Genomic DNA, 13,679 nt, shown 5'->3' on the forward strand with positions numbered 1-13,679 from the left:
GGCGAGCCCGGAACGGCTCGCCCACGGCCCGGGCCGGCTCACGTTTCGGGCCGGCTCACGTTTCGGGTCGGTGAGGGTCGGTGAGGTGAGGGCCGGTGCGAGTCGGTGGAGTCTTGCCCATGGTTCGGGCCGGGTCGGTGGTCTCGCCTGCGGCCCGGGTCAGCGGAGCAGGGATCTCGCCGTCGGCGTCAGGTTCATCCGCTCGGGAGGAGAGACCAGGCGCGCCGACAGTTCGGGAAGGACCTCCCGTGCCCACCTCTCCGAACGCGCGAGCCGTGCGGCGTGCTCGTCGTGCCGTTCCCGGCTCGCGAAGGCGGAGAACCACACGAAGACGTCTTCGCCCGTCCGTACCGGCAGGGCCGGGTAGGTGTTCTCGGCGTGTTCGGTCCGCAGGCGGGCCAGCGGGGCGGCGCCCGTCTCCGACAGCAACGGTGCCACCCGATCGTCGAAGAACCGGGCGAACTCGTCGCCGGGTATGCCCGGGTGACAGATGGTCGCGGTGAACCACGACGAGGTGACCTCGTCGTGGTTCACCGAAGGACCGGCTGTCGCCTCGTCCGCCGGATGGCCGGCCGTCGCCTCGTTCACCGAGGGATCGGCTGTCGCCTCGTTCGCCAGGTGGCCCGCCGTCGCCGTGCCGTCCGCTGCCGGGCGGGCGGCGCCCGAGAGGTCGAAGCCCGCTCCCGGGGCCGCCGGGCGGAGCAGCAGGACGTCGTCCGAGTCGATCATCGTCCCGTTGGCCTCGTCGCAGTGGGCCTTCCACACCGGTCCTTCGTAGAAGGCCGCCAGTGCCTCGGCCCGCGACTCCATGTCACGGAACCCGCGCAGCCAGACGAACCTCTCCGGATCGTCCCGTTCGCGGAACTGGCCGATGACGCGCATGCCCACGGCCTCCTGGGACTCGACGAACTCCCTGTCGAACAGGGTGATCAGGTCGTCCCTCCTGCCGGGGTGCAGCGTGTAGCGCCTCAGTTCGAGGATCGGGCAGCGGGTGTTCTCCGTCTGCTCGTGACGGGTGTCGTTCGTCACCGTGGTGGGTCCTTCCCGGAACTGCTCAGTGGTGCCCGCATGCTAGGAGCGGGTCACTGACACCTCGCGTCAGTGACCCGCTCCCGTGGCGGGGCCGCCACCGTCGTGCCCAACCGGCTCGAAGGCCGGTTCGAAGACCGGTCCGAGGGTCGGGTCAAAGACCGGTTCGGGGGCCGATCAGAAGGCCGGTTCCGGGGCCGGTCCGGACACGGAGGAGCCCGTGACACGCGAGGTGTCACGGGCTCCCTCCCCGTCAGCCGACTTCCCGCTTCCTGTCAGTCGTCGTCCTGGTCGTCCTGGTCGTTGTCGTTGGCGTCGTCGTCGGTGTCGTTGGCGTCATCGGCGGCGTCGGCGGCCCGCTCCGCGGCGGTCTCGGTCTCCTGGTCCTGCTCCAGGATCGTGCCGCTGGTGGCGTCGATGTCGAACTCGTGCTCCACGTCACCCTGGAGGAGCTCGATCTCCCAGCTGGTGGGAGTGTCGTCGCCGTCGAACTCGGCCTTGACGAGCTTGGCGCCGGGCACCTTGTCCTGAGCGATCTTGATGGCCGCGTCCCGCTTGACCTTGGCCTCGGCCTCGCCGGGCGCGGGGGTCGCGGGAGTGGTCTGGGTCCCGGGCGTCTCGGTCACCGGTGCGGGAGTCGTCGCCGTACCGCTGGGGGCCGGGGTGGGCGTCGCGGTTCCGGCGAAGGCTACTGCGCCACCTCCGGAGACGACGGCGAGAAGTCCGGCGGCGGCGATGCTGAGTTTCGTCGTGTTTCGCATGTCCGCAACATTGCCGTGCCACCCGTTAGCGGCACGCTGCGGAAACCCTAAAGGCAGGTTAAGGCCGTCGCGCTGCTCCGGTTCCCTGTCTCCGTCCCCGCTCAGGCCCCCGGTATCCGCTCCGGTTCGATCCGGTCGCCGGGAATGTCGCGGGAATCCGGGACCCGGATCCGGGAGACGGCCGCAGGAACATCACGAATGGGGTCTTGTCGAAGTGCGGTCGGAGGATCACTGTCGAGGCAGGGGGGTTCCGCAACCCTGGAGGATCGCCATGACTGAAGTCACCCGGTCCCATCCGCTCGGAGTCAGCCGCCCCGATCTCGCCGTCGCGGACCTGCCCGAGCCCGAGGAGGTCTTCGGAGTCTCCCGGCTCGGCAAGAAGGAGCTGTTCAAGTTCGCCGTCGGTCCCAGCCTCATCGCGCTCGGCATCTCCATCGGCAGCGGCGAGTGGCTGCTGGGGCCGCAGGCCGTCGGCCAGTACGGGTTCGTCGGGGTGGGCTGGGTCATCCTGGTCTCGGCCGTCCTGCAGACCTTCTACAACGTCGAGTGCTCCCGGTACATCGTGGCCACCGGTGAGGCGCCGGTGGTCGGCTGGGGACGGGTCCCGCCCGGCTTCAAGCTCTGGGTGCCGCTCTCGGTCTTCGTCGTGATCTTCGCGTTCATCGCCGGAGGTTGGGCCGCCGCCGCCGGGCAGGGCGTCTACGCGCTCGTCCACGGGGAGGTCGCGCCCGCCGGGGCCGAGGAACCCCGGCTGTGGGCGATCGGCCTGCTCCTGCTCGTCTTCCTCATCACCGCCGCCGCCCGCAAGATCAGCCGGGCCCTGGAACTCGCCAACTGGGGCATGGTCGGCACGATCCTGGTCGCGCTGCTGGTCGTCGACCTGTTCGTGGTGCCGTTCGAGATCTGGTGGGACGCGATCCGCGGTTTCGTCACCCCCGCGGCGCCACCGGCGGGCATCACCGCCACCCAGCTCGGCGCGCTGGCCGGGTTCACCGCGCTCGCCTCCGGGCTGAACTGGTACGTCATGGGCCACTACCGCGACAAGGGCTACGGCATGGGCTACCGGACCGGGTTCATCGCCGGGATGCGCGGGCCGAAGAGCGAGCTGCTGGCCAGCGGTGTGACCTTCCCGGACGACGAGGCCAACGCGGGCCGCTGGCGCCGCTGGTACCGCCTGCTGCTGGTCGACATGTGGGGCGTCTTCTTCGTCGGGGCCGTCCTCGGGATGCTGCTGCCCACCATCCTGATGTCCAGGGCGGTCGAGCTGTCCGGCGAGCGGCCGACCCAGGAGAACGTCCCGACGTTCGTGGCGAGTGCCCTGGGCGACGAGTACGGCCAGGCCATGTTCGTCGGCGCGCTGGTCCTGGGGGTGCTCATCCTCTTCTCCACCCAGCTCGGCATCTTCGAGGCGATGGTCCGGGTGGTGACCGACGCCGCCCACGCCACCAGCCCCCGGCTGCGGGTGCTCATCGAGGGCGATCCCCGCAGGTTCTACTACCCGTTCATGTTCGGGCTGCTGGTGGTCATCGCCGTCGTGCTGCACCTGGCACTCCCGGTGAGCCTGGTGCAGTGGTCGGCCAACATGTCCAACCTGGGCGCGCTGATCTATCCGTTCATGCTCATGTACCTCAACGCGAGGTTGCCCCGCCCGGCGCGTCCCCGCTGGTGGCACTACGTGGTCCTGGTGCTGAACTTCCTGTTCTTCGGGTTCTTCTTCGTCAACTTCATCGCCGACTTCGTCGGTGACCCGCTGGTCACCTTCTGATCCCGCCCTGTCCCGGGTACGGAGGGGCCGGAGGGAGGGCGGCTGAACCCGGCACGCCGGTCCTGCGTACCTGCTGGTGAAAGCGACCTCGAAACCGGTGGCGCGAGCCGGGACCGAACCGCGGTCCCGGCTCGCGGCCGGGCGCGATCCGCCGTCGTGCCCGCACGCCCTCGACGACGCGAATCTCCACGCTGGAAGGATTGGGATGGACGACATCACGGCCTCCGCCGGGACTCTTCGCCCCCGCTCCGGGGCCTCGTGCCCCCCGTGGTGCGAGCGCGAGCACTCCACCACGTACGTCACCCACGCGGCCGACATCGCCGAGCTGCGCAACCCCGACGGGTCCACGGTGACCGTCACGCTCTCCCAGCACGTCCAGCCGGGGTACGTGGGGGAGAAGGTGGTGCGCGTCTACACCTGCCTCGGTGAGGAGACCGGCATCGCCGACCTGTCGCCGGACTCCGCCGAGGCGGTCGGGCGCTCGATCGTCTCCTTCTCCGCCGACGGATCCATGCGCGCGTACGGGCTGGCCCTGCAGCGGGCCGCCGCCCACCTGCTGCTTCCCGGGCTGGAGGTGTCGCGCGACGGGGAGGACGCGACGCGGCCGGTCAAGATGCCCGGCCGGTCGCCCGCCGAGTCGCCCTCGCAGGAGAAGCTGTTCAGGATCGCGTTCCTGTCCGGCTATCTCAACGTGACGAGGGCGCCAGAACCGTTGAGCGGGGGCGTGGTCGAGCGCCGTCTCAGCCGGGTGCTGTCGCCGAGGGAGACGAGCGAGCTGTGCGACATCGTGCGCGGCCTGCTGTCACGCCGTGCCGCCGCGAGCCGGGGAACCTTCCGCGGCGAGGCACACGGCGACCCGCGCGAGGACACGTACGACCTCGCGTCGGGACTGTGACGTCGCGTTGGGGCCTGGGCGCCGAGGGGTTTCGGACGCGATCCGCTGAGCGGGAAAGCAGCGGAAAAGGGAGATTTATCTCGATCTGCACATGCGGCTGCAAGTGCAGACGCAAGGGCGTGCGTGACGGAGCTGTGCGAAACGCGTTGTATGTGTGAAACTGTGGCACCGTAGGAAGGTGCGACAGGGAGCCCACATGGCCAGACAGACCGCGGAAGACAGCGGCGAGCAAGGCGGCGTTCTCGCGTACGCGGGTGGTGGCGGCCCCACTATCCTGCGGATTCTTCTGGGCGCCCAGCTGCGGAGGCTGCGCGTCGCCAAGGACATCACCCGCGAGCAGGCGGGCTACGCCATCCGCGCCTCCCACGCCAAGATCAGCCGGTTGGAGCTCGGGCGGGTCGGCTTCAAGGAACGCGATGTCGCGGACCTGCTGACGATGTACGGGGTGACCGATACCGAGGAAAGGGCCCCGCTGCTCACGCTGGCCCGCCAGGCCAGCGCCCCCGGCTGGTGGCACAAGTACGGGGACCTGCTCCCCAACTGGTTCCAGGTCTACGTCGGGCTCGAAGAGGCCGCCTCGATCGTCCGGACCTACGAGGTGCAGTTCATCCCCGGTCTCCTGCAGAGTCCCGAATACGCGCGGGCCGTCATCATGCTCGTGCACGGCGGCGCCGCCCCGGACGAGGTCGACCGCCGCGTCGCGCTCCGCATGGCCCGCCAAGAGCGCCTGAACAGGCCGGACGCCCCGACGCTCTGGGCCGTGATGGACGAGGCCGTGCTGCGGCGGCCCATCGGCGGGCCCCGGGTGCTGCGCGCCCAGATCGACCACCTGCTCGACGCCGTCGAGATGCCCAACGTCAAGCTGCAGATCATGCCGTTCGAACGGGGCGGTCACGCCGCGGCCGGTGGCCCGTTCTCCATCCTGCGCTTCCCCGAGCGGGACCTGCCCGACGTGGTCTACATGGAGCAGCTGACGAGCGCCCTCTACGTGGACAAGCTTGAGGAGACCGACCACTACATGCAGGTCATGGACCGTCTGTGCATCCAGGCGTACTCCGTCTCCGAGAGCAGGCGGTTCCTGCGCGACCTGCGCGAGGAGCTCCAGGACTGACCGGGCTTTGCGTGGTTTGGGGTAATTGCGATGTCTGATGACTGGGAGCTGTCTTGTTCAGTTATTGGGCGAAATATCGGTTCATGATCTGAACGCGTCGATCGCTCGTCTACCATGCGGGAAAGACGTGGTGAAGGCGAGGACATGACCGAGCACGAGCAGGCTCCCCCGGGCATCGACCCCACGGTCCCGAGTGTGGCCCGTATGTATGACTACTACCTGGGAGGCAAGGACAACTTCGCCTCCGACCGGATCGCCGGTGAGAAGATCGTTGAGCTCGTCCCCAACGTCAAGGACGTGGCGCGCTCCAACCGCGCCTTCCTCGGGCGTACCGTGCGGCACCTCGCCGCCGCGGGGATCCGCCAGTTCATCGACATCGGCACGGGTCTGCCGACGCAGGAGAACGTGCACCAGGTCGTCCTGCGCGAGGCACCGGACTCCCGGATCGTGTACGTCGACAACGACCCCATCGTGCTCGTCCACGCCCGCGCGCTGCTCGCCGACAACACGCGGACCGTCGTGATCCCCGGGGACTTGCGGGAGCCGGAGGCGATCCTCGACCACCCGGACGTCCGCGAGCGCATCGACTTCGACCAGCCGGTCGCCGTCCTCATGGTGTCCATCCTGCACTTCGTCGCCGACGACGAGGAGGTCTCCGGCATCGCCGCCTCCTTCGGGAAGCGGCTGGTCTCCGGCAGCCACGTGGTGATCTCCCACGTCACCTCGGGCGACCTCACCGAGGAGCAGGTCCGCGAGGGCCGCGGCGTCTACGGCACGACCACCGCGGGCGGCATCTTCCCCCGTACCCTCACCCAGATCCGCGGCCTGTTCGGCGGGCTGGAGGTGCTCGAACCCGGCCTGGTGCCCGTCTACGACTGGCGGCCCGACTCCGGCGACGTCGTCATCCCGCCGGGAGCCGGAGCCGTCACCGTGGGAGCCGTCGGGCGCGTCCCGTAGGACCGTCTCACCTCCGTCCACGTCCCATAGGGACGGCTCACCTTCGTCCGCGTCCCATAGGGACGGCTCACCTTCGTCCGCGTTCCTCCCAGGGGGAACGCGGACGGGGATCGGCCGGGGCGCGGAAGCGGAATGAAATCGGCCGGGGCGCGGGAAGGGATCCCCCTCCGCCGACACCGGGCCGGAGAACGGTGAACCCGCCGGAGCCGGTGAGCGTATCTGAAGGATGTTGACACATTCGCGCCAGACCGGTGTCGCCAGGAACGCCCGGGTGGTCGCCACGGTGATTCTCGCCCTGTCCTTCTCCCTCGCCTGCAGCGCGGACCAGCCCACGAGCTCCCCTGCCGCCGCGGCCGGAGCCGCCGCCCCCGCGGGCCCGCCTCCAACCGTCGAGCAGCTCGCCAAGAAGGTCGACTGCAAGCCCAAGATCCAGGTCGACGCCGTCGACATCCGGACGGGAGCCTGCAAGACCTCCGTCGGCCAGTTCTTCATCAGCACCTTCGTCACCCAGTCCGGCAAGGACCAGTGGATGGACCAGGCTCCGGAGTACAACCCCCACCTGGTCGGAGAGCTGTGGACCGTGCTCGGCGCCAGGAAGGTTCTGGACGAGCTGCGCGTGACGCTCGGCGGAGACCTGCACCTGACCGACCACCGGGTGTCCCCGACCCCCACGCCGCCCGCGGGGTGACGAGCGCGGCCGGCCCGCGCCGGGCGAACGCGCCTGACGCGGGCCGGGGCGCGCCCGGCCATCCACCTTCCGGAGCCTCGCTTGCCATAGCGGTGCTAGATGTGCGAGCAGCGTTATTGCTAGCAAAGATCGGCTTGATAGCGGTGTTAGCATCTGCGGGATGTCCACACATGAGCGCCGCGAGCGCGAGCGAGCGCGACGCCATCGGCTGATCGTGACGGTCGCTCGCGAGCTGGCCGAGGCCGAGGGGTGGGAGGCGGTCACGACGCGCCGCCTCGCCGAGCGTATCGAGTACAGCCAGCCGGTCCTCTACAGCCACTTCGCGGGCAAGGACGCCATCGTGGCGGCCGTCGCCCTGGAAGGCTTCGCCGAGCTCACCGCCGAGCTGGGCAAGGCCCGCGCGGCGGCCGGCACCCCGCGCGAGGCGCTCGCCGCCCTGATCCACGCCTACGCCGGCTTCGCCGATCTGAACCCGTCGCTGTACGACGCCATGCTCACCCTCGCCGTCGACCTTCCCTTCGGCCGTCCCGACACGCCCGCCCCGCTCCAGGCCGCCTTCACCGAGTTCCGTGAGGCGATCGCCGCCTTCGCCGACGGCCGTGACACCGGCATCCTGGCCGAGGTCGCCTGGGGCTCCGTGCACGGTCTCGTCACCCTCACCCGCAGTGGCCGTCTTCCCGCGGGTCACCACGAGCGACGGCTGGCGATGCTGATCGACCAGCTCGCCGCGTCCGCCGTCCGGCGGTAGTCCCCGGGATTCCTCTCGGGCCCTCAGGGAGGGCGAACTTTATCCCTGAATGAAATAGATACGGCATTGCCTGCTGATTCGCCGGTCCGTAGCATCCGTCCCATGTCCATCACACGTGAGTTCGCCTACGCATCGCCCTCGCGTCCCGCTGACGGCGAGTGCGTGTGGTATCGCTCCAAAGGCGATCTCTACGACCTGATTCGTACGGGCAGCAACGGAGATTTCCGCTATCACATCTTCCATGCCCGCGACGGCCGCTACCTGCAGGCCTTCGCCTCCTGGCAGGACGGCCTGGAATGGATCAAGGAGCGTGTCGAGGGCGAGTAACCGGAGCGGAGGTCAGGGAACCAGGCGCAGCGCCGGGCGCTGGTCGGGCAGGTCGAGCAGCTCGCGGACCCGGGAGACGGGCCAGGCCAGCTGGGCGGCGAGTTGCGCCATGGTGAGGCCGGTCTCGGAGACGGCCAGGTCGAAGGCCCTGCGCAGCAGCACGGGCTGCTCGCCGGGATAGCCGCTGATCGGCTCGGCGGCGAAGCCCGGCTGGTCGCGCAGCGTCTTGAGCCGCTGGTAGGCGCGGCTCGCCGCCGAATCGGAGATCAGCCCGACCTCGCGGCAGCGGTACAGCAGCGAGTCGACCGACACGCCCCAGGTGTGCTTGAGCTCGACCAGCCTGCGCAGGTCGAGGCGGCCGGGCAGCTCCGGCAGGATGCTGTCGCGCGGAGTGAGGAACTCGGCGGCGAAGACGTCGGCCTCCCGCTCCTGCTGGGTGTCCCCTGACGCGGTGTCGCCGTGCAGCACCAGGTGCCCCAGCTCGTGGGCGGCGGTGAAGCGGTAGCGGTGGATGTCGTCGAACCGGTTGGCGGTCAGCACCACGATCGGACGGGGCAGCTGGGAGGTGGAGAAGGCGTCCACCGTGGTGGCGTCCTCGTCGGGCGGCGGGAAGACCACGACGATCCCGTGGGACTCCATGTGCCGTACGACGTGCGACAGCGGGCCGGTGCCCAGCCCCCAGAGCCGCCGCAGGGCACGGGCGGCCTGCGCCGGATCGCCGGGCAGCTCCACGCCGGAGTGGACCTCCCCGCCGGAGAAACCGGGGAGGGCGACGTGCGGCAGCCTGACCTGTCTCTCCAGGGCGTGGGCCAGCTCCCACACCTGCTCGACGAAGGCCGCGGCCTTGGCCCGCTGGTGCGCGCGGGTGGAGCGCAGGCTCCTGAAATGCGCCATGGACCCGTCCAGCTTGCCGTGCGGGCGGCCCAGCAGGAAGAACGCCGCCGGTACGCCGAGCGCGTCGGCCAGCCGGGGAACGAGCTCGGGCCGGGGACGGGTCATGCCCGTCTCGTACTGCCCCACCGCCGCGGGAGTGACGCCGATTCGTTCGGCGAGGTCCTTCTTCGTCATCCCCGCGAGCTGCCGCGCCTGGGTCAGACGCCCCTGGTCGAACGCGTCGGCCACGGCCTGCGGGCTCGGCCCGCCACTCCCGGAGACCCCGGGAGCGCCGAACAGAGGGGTCTGGTTACGGTTGCTCATTGTCGCCGGTGACCGCGGTTTCCTCGGGTGCCTCGCTGCTTACGGGGAAGATCTTGCCATTCTTCCGCTCGGCCGGAGACCTCGTGCTCAACGAGAGGGCGGGTACGAGACCGTCGTCGAAGCGTGACGCTGCACCGGGCTCGGTCGCCCACAGGTCGCGGACGGCACCGGAGGAGGTGGCGGGCAGCGGGATCGGCTCGTGGTGCAGCCACCGGATCCTGCCGAACTCGTCGATGAGCTCCGCCTCGCCCCAGTAGAGCCGCAGCAGACCGGCCTGCGCGTTGCCCGCGTAGGCGACCGGGACCAGCCGGGTGTCGCCGGGCAGCCCGGTGAGGGCGGGACGCACCGTGGCGGGCCCGTCCGCCCCGGCGGACAGGTCCAGCTCCTCCTGGGTGGACCGGGAGGACAGCGCGGACTCCTGCCCGAGTGCCAGGTCCAGTTCTTCCTGGCGATAGGAGGTCGCCGGGCCGAACCGGTCGAACAGCTCGCGTACCAGCGAGGAGATCCGGCCGTCACTGACGCGGGCCTCGGAGATCGGCGTGCGGTCGTCCTCGGCGTAGCGGAAGGGCAGCAGCAGGTTGCCGCCCAGGACGACCAGGTGGTGCGGCGAGCCGTGCGGCCTGACCAGCTGGAAGCCCGGCTCGTCGCGCAGCCCCTCGGCGATCGCCTCGTAGCGCCTGGCCATCATCGTGAAGCCGTAGGTGTATCGCTTGTCGCTGTGCCCGGAACTCTGCGCGTCCTGCGCGTTGCCCATCGCCTCCAGCAACGACGCGGCCAGCTGCCGCCGCACGACGTCGGCGCGGTCGCCGAACCGCTCGCCCGCCCAGCCCGACCCCCGGCCCGACGCTCGATCCGAGGTCCGGTCCGAGGTCCGGTCCGAGGTCCGGTCCGAGGTCCGGTCCGTCCTCTGGCCCGGCCTCGCCCGGCCCGGCTCCTCCCGGTGCGGCAACGACGACCCCGCGCCCATCGGCGACCTCCGCTCACACTTCGCTCCGCGCCGGGCGACCGTCGCCGACACTTCATTTCCGCGCATCATACTCCCGCGAAGGCTCTAGTTGATGTTGCGCGTCTCTGGTGTCGCGGGTGGCGACGAACTCCCGGCGGGGTGCGGTCGAGCGAGTCGGGGCCGGTCCCGATCGGCAGGGGCGAGGGGGTAGGGGTGGAGGGCGGAGAGCCAGGGGTAAATGAACTGTGAACTGTCGGTGGGACAGGCGATGATTGGTCCCATCATGGTCATCTCCCCGTCCCTTCCGTTCACCGCCACGACGTCCCCGAGCGGCGACATCGTGGTCTTCTACGTCGGCACCGAGCCCCGCATGACACCGGAGCAGGCGCTCGCGTTCGCCGACATGCTCCGTGACCTCGCGGCCGGAGCGCGACGCCCCGCCCTGGCCTGAACGTCGGCCGGTGCCCCACCTGTCCTGACCGAGGCCTCACCGGCCCCGGCTCTCCTCGTTCTCCTCGCCCTCCTGGCCGGTCTTCGATTCTTCGACGTCGGACGGGTGAGTGTCCTCTCGCGTCCGGGACCGGCGCCCCTGGCTCCGGTCCCGGTCCCGGTCCCGGTCCCGGTCCCGGTCCCGGTCCCGGTCCCGGTCCCGGTCCCGGTCCTTGACCCGGACCTGATCCCGGTCCCGTACCGGAACCCGCACCCGTACCGGAACCCGGATCCCGTCCCCGCTCCGCGCCGGGACCGGAGCCGTCCCCGGACCCCGGCCTCGCGCGGGGCCGGAGTGCGCCATGGGGATTCGTGGCAATCCCTTTCACTCTCCGTGGCCATTGCGTAACGTTCTGGCTGGCGTGACTGCCGGAGGGCAGGCCGTCTCGCCGATCCGCCCCCCGCTACTCCGTCGCGGTCCCGGCGTCCGATGCCCAGGGCGTTCCAGAAAGCGTCGAAGTCAGATATGGAAGGACAGAACATGCAACCCTTCGAGCTCCCTGACTTCTACCTGCCGTATCCGGCCAGGCTGAACCCCCACGTGGAGACCGCCCGCGAGCACACCAGGGCCTGGGCGTACGACATGGGCATCCTCGATCCCGACCTCGGCGTCTGGGACGAGCACAAGCTCGACGCCATGGACTACGGCCTGCTGTGCGCCTACACCCACCCCGACGCCCCCGCCGCCGAGCTCGACCTCATCACCGACTGGTACGTGTGGGTGTTCTTCTTCGACGACCACTTCCTGGAGACCTTCAAGCGCGGCGGCGACCTGACCGGGGCCAAGCAGTATCTCGACAGGCTGGCGGCCTTCATGCCGGTGCGTCCCACGGGCCCGCCCCCCGAGCCGGAGAACCCGGTGGAGCGCGGCCTCGCCGACCTGTGGGCCCGTACGATCCCGGCGATGTCCGCCGACTGGCGGGCCAGGTTCGTCGAGAGCACGAAGAACCTCCTCGACGAGTCCCTGTGGGAGCTGGCCAACATCAACGAGGGACGCGTCGCCAACCCGATCGAGTACGTCGAGATGCGGCGCAAGGTCGGCGGCGCCCCCTGGTCGGCCAACCTGGTCGAGCACGCGGCGGGCGCCGAGGTGCCGGCCGCCGTCGCCGCGAGCAGGCCGATGCGCGTGCTGAGAGACACCTTCTCCGACGCGGTGCACCTGCGCAACGACCTCTTCTCCTACGAGCGGGAGGTCGGCGACGAGGGTGAGCTCAGCAACGGCGTGCTGGTCTTCGAGCGTTTCCTGGGCTACGACACCCAGCGGGCGGCCGACGCCGTCAACGACCTGATCACCTCCCGGCTGCACCAGTTCGAGAACACCGTCGTCACCGAGCTGCCCCCGCTCTTCGAGGAGCACGGCCTGGACCTGCGGTCCCGTCTCGACGTCCTCGCGTACGTCAAGGGGCTCCAGGACTGGCAGTCGGGCGGCCACGAGTGGCACACGCGCTCCAGCCGCTACATGAACGGGGCCACGCGGGCGGCCCCGGCGGCTCCGGCCCTCCTCGGCGGGCCCACCGGTCTGGGCGTCTCGGCGGCGCGCGTCAGGCTGGCGCCCGGCATCACGGGCCCGGGAGGTCCCAGAAGCCACACCCACGTCCCCCCGCGACGGGTGGGACCGCTGCCGCTGCCCGAGATCTACATGCCGTACACCGCCAGGATGAATCCCCACCTCGACGCCTCCCGCCGCAACGCCGTGGTGTGGGCGCGCGAGATGGGGATGTTCGAGCAACTCCCGGGTCTCCCCGGCCTGGCCGTCTGGACCGAGCACAAGCTCGGCACCTACGACTTCGCCGTCTGCGCCGGGGCCATCAATCCGGACGCCCCCGGCCCCGAGCTGGACATCTCGACGTTCTGGCTCACCTGGGGGACCTACGCCGACGACTACTTCCCGGTCGTGTTCGGGCCCCGCCGCGACATGGCCGGGGCGAAGGTGTTCAACGAGCGGTTGTCGGCGTTCATGCCGCTCGACCTCTCCGCCACCCCGCCGCCGGTCAACCCGATCGAGCGGGGCCTGGCCGACCTGTGGTCCCGTACGGCGGCCCCCATGTCGGAGGCCGCGCGCGCCGGGTTCCGCCGGGCCGTCGAGGACATGACGGAGAGCTGGCTGTGGGAGCTGGCCAACCACATCCAGAACCGGGTCCCCGACCCGGTCGACTACATCGAGATGCGCCGCAAGACGTTCGGCTCCGACCTCACGATGAGCCTTTCGCGGCTCGCCCACGGCCAGGCGGTGCCGCCCGAGATCTACGGCACCCGGACGATGCGCGGCCTGGACGACTCGGCCGCCGACTACGCCTGCCTGGTCAACGACCTCTGCTCGTACCAGAAGGAGATCCAGTTCGAGGGCGAGCTGCACAACTGCGTCCTGGTGGTCCAGAACTTCCTCGACTGCGACGCGAGGCAGGCGGCCGACATCGTCAACGACCTGATGACGTCCCGGATGCGGCAGTTCGAGCACATCGTCGCCATCGAGCTCCCGGCGCTCCTCGACGACTTCGACCTCGATGGGGAGACGAGGGAGACGCTCGGCGGATACGTGACGGAGCTGCAGGACTGGATGGCGGGCGTGCTGCTGTGGCACATGAGGACGCGTCGCTACGACGAGTCCGAGCTGCACCACCCGCCCGCGACGGTCCGCCCGGTCGGCGGCCCCGCCGGTCTCGGCACCGCGGCCGCACGCGTCGGATCGCGGCTGCGGGCGGTGCCGGCTCCGCTCCCCTGACGCGGCAGGGGGCCGGGGTCTTCATGGGCGTGGGTGGGGCCGGC

At 70.3% G+C, this 13,679-nt stretch carries 13 protein-coding genes; 9 read left to right on the forward strand and 4 right to left on the reverse strand.

The genetic code is table 11. The features are described from left to right. Positions 1–159: 159 nt before the first annotated feature. Positions 160–1,029 (reverse strand): NIPSNAP family protein, encoded by an 870-nt coding sequence (locus ACSC1Q_RS13910; protein ID WP_436759105.1) that lies wholly within the window; start codon positions 1,027–1,029, stop codon positions 160–162. A gap of 275 nt (positions 1,030–1,304) precedes the next feature. Next, positions 1,305–1,790 (reverse strand): PepSY domain-containing protein, encoded by a 486-nt coding sequence (locus tag ACSC1Q_RS13915; RefSeq protein ID WP_436759106.1) that lies wholly within the window; start codon positions 1,788–1,790, stop codon positions 1,305–1,307. Between the two features lie 271 nt (positions 1,791–2,061). Here ACSC1Q_RS13915 and ACSC1Q_RS13920 point away from each other — a divergent pair, with 271 nt between their 5' ends. The 7 genes from ACSC1Q_RS13920 (at position 2,062) to ACSC1Q_RS13950 (ending at position 8,281) form a co-directional block, all read left to right on the forward strand. Further along, on the forward strand, positions 2,062–3,555 hold the full coding sequence (locus ACSC1Q_RS13920) for an Nramp family divalent metal transporter (protein ID WP_436759107.1): 1,494 nt from the start codon (positions 2,062–2,064) through the stop codon (positions 3,553–3,555). A 205-nt stretch (positions 3,556–3,760) separates the two neighbouring features. Then, positions 3,761–4,450 carry a hypothetical protein gene (locus ACSC1Q_RS13925; RefSeq protein WP_436759108.1) on the forward strand — a complete coding sequence of 230 codons (690 nt, stop codon included), beginning with the start codon at positions 3,761–3,763 and terminating at the stop codon, positions 4,448–4,450. A gap of 196 nt (positions 4,451–4,646) precedes the next feature. Further along, entirely contained in the window at positions 4,647–5,561 is a 915-nt protein-coding gene (locus ACSC1Q_RS13930; RefSeq protein ID WP_436759109.1) for a Sco1979 family transcriptional regulator, read from the forward strand. 144 nt (positions 5,562–5,705) lie between these two features. Continuing rightward, positions 5,706–6,518, forward strand: coding sequence for an SAM-dependent methyltransferase (locus ACSC1Q_RS13935; protein WP_436759110.1), 813 nt, complete (start codon positions 5,706–5,708; stop codon positions 6,516–6,518). Between the two features lie 226 nt (positions 6,519–6,744). Next, positions 6,745–7,206, forward strand: coding sequence for a hypothetical protein (locus ACSC1Q_RS13940; protein ID WP_436759111.1), 462 nt, complete (start codon positions 6,745–6,747; stop codon positions 7,204–7,206). A 160-nt stretch (positions 7,207–7,366) separates the two neighbouring features. Further along, positions 7,367–7,954: a TetR/AcrR family transcriptional regulator gene (locus ACSC1Q_RS13945; protein ID WP_436759112.1), complete on the forward strand. Its 588-nt coding sequence runs from the start codon at positions 7,367–7,369 to the stop codon at positions 7,952–7,954. A gap of 102 nt (positions 7,955–8,056) precedes the next feature. Next, entirely contained in the window at positions 8,057–8,281 is a 225-nt protein-coding gene (locus ACSC1Q_RS13950; RefSeq protein ID WP_344745099.1) for a hypothetical protein, read from the forward strand. A 12-nt stretch (positions 8,282–8,293) separates the two neighbouring features. On the opposite strand, the gene ACSC1Q_RS13955 is transcribed toward ACSC1Q_RS13950, so the two are convergent. Then, complete coding sequence (locus tag ACSC1Q_RS13955; RefSeq protein ID WP_436759113.1) at positions 8,294–9,478, reverse strand: helix-turn-helix domain-containing protein; 1,185 nt, start codon at positions 9,476–9,478, stop codon at positions 8,294–8,296. After that, a complete protein-coding gene (locus ACSC1Q_RS13960; RefSeq protein ID WP_436759114.1) occupies positions 9,465–10,445 on the reverse strand; it encodes a hypothetical protein in 981 nt (326 codons plus the stop codon). Before ACSC1Q_RS13960 ends, ACSC1Q_RS13955 begins: the two co-directional genes overlap by 14 nt. Before the next feature lie 217 nt (positions 10,446–10,662). Here ACSC1Q_RS13960 and ACSC1Q_RS13965 point away from each other — a divergent pair, with 217 nt between their 5' ends. Continuing rightward, positions 10,663–10,875 (forward strand): hypothetical protein, encoded by a 213-nt coding sequence (locus ACSC1Q_RS13965; protein ID WP_436759115.1) that lies wholly within the window; start codon positions 10,663–10,665, stop codon positions 10,873–10,875. Between the two features lie 519 nt (positions 10,876–11,394). Continuing rightward, a complete protein-coding gene (locus tag ACSC1Q_RS13970) occupies positions 11,395–13,635 on the forward strand; it encodes a family 2 encapsulin nanocompartment cargo protein terpene cyclase (protein WP_436759116.1) in 2,241 nt (746 codons plus the stop codon). Positions 13,636–13,679 lie beyond the last annotated feature (44 nt).

The organism is Streptosporangium heterodermiicola (assembly GCF_051390675.1).
Lineage (GTDB): Bacteria > Actinomycetota > Actinomycetes > Streptosporangiales > Streptosporangiaceae > Streptosporangium.

What these genes read in the sequence shown, in the direction of transcription:
- ACSC1Q_RS13950 (WP_344745099.1), top strand. Translation starts at nt 8,057, where the DNA reads ATGTCCATCACACGTGAGTTCGCCTACGCATCGCCCTCGCGTCCCGCT.
- ACSC1Q_RS13955 (WP_436759113.1), bottom strand. Translation starts at nt 9,478, where the DNA reads ATGAGCAACCGTAACCAGACCCCTCTGTTCGGCGCTCCCGGGGTCTCC.
- ACSC1Q_RS13970 (WP_436759116.1), top strand. Translation starts at nt 11,395, where the DNA reads ATGCAACCCTTCGAGCTCCCTGACTTCTACCTGCCGTATCCGGCCAGG.
- ACSC1Q_RS13925 (WP_436759108.1), top strand. Translation starts at nt 3,761, where the DNA reads ATGGACGACATCACGGCCTCCGCCGGGACTCTTCGCCCCCGCTCCGGG.
- ACSC1Q_RS13915 (WP_436759106.1), bottom strand. Translation starts at nt 1,790, where the DNA reads ATGCGAAACACGACGAAACTCAGCATCGCCGCCGCCGGACTTCTCGCC.
- ACSC1Q_RS13965 (WP_436759115.1), top strand. Translation starts at nt 10,663, where the DNA reads ATGAACTGTGAACTGTCGGTGGGACAGGCGATGATTGGTCCCATCATG.
- ACSC1Q_RS13945 (WP_436759112.1), top strand. Translation starts at nt 7,367, where the DNA reads ATGTCCACACATGAGCGCCGCGAGCGCGAGCGAGCGCGACGCCATCGG.
- ACSC1Q_RS13960 (WP_436759114.1), bottom strand. Translation starts at nt 10,445, where the DNA reads ATGGGCGCGGGGTCGTCGTTGCCGCACCGGGAGGAGCCGGGCCGGGCG.
- ACSC1Q_RS13940 (WP_436759111.1), top strand. Translation starts at nt 6,745, where the DNA reads ATGTTGACACATTCGCGCCAGACCGGTGTCGCCAGGAACGCCCGGGTG.
- ACSC1Q_RS13920 (WP_436759107.1), top strand. Translation starts at nt 2,062, where the DNA reads ATGACTGAAGTCACCCGGTCCCATCCGCTCGGAGTCAGCCGCCCCGAT.
- ACSC1Q_RS13930 (WP_436759109.1), top strand. Translation starts at nt 4,647, where the DNA reads ATGGCCAGACAGACCGCGGAAGACAGCGGCGAGCAAGGCGGCGTTCTC.
- ACSC1Q_RS13935 (WP_436759110.1), top strand. Translation starts at nt 5,706, where the DNA reads ATGACCGAGCACGAGCAGGCTCCCCCGGGCATCGACCCCACGGTCCCG.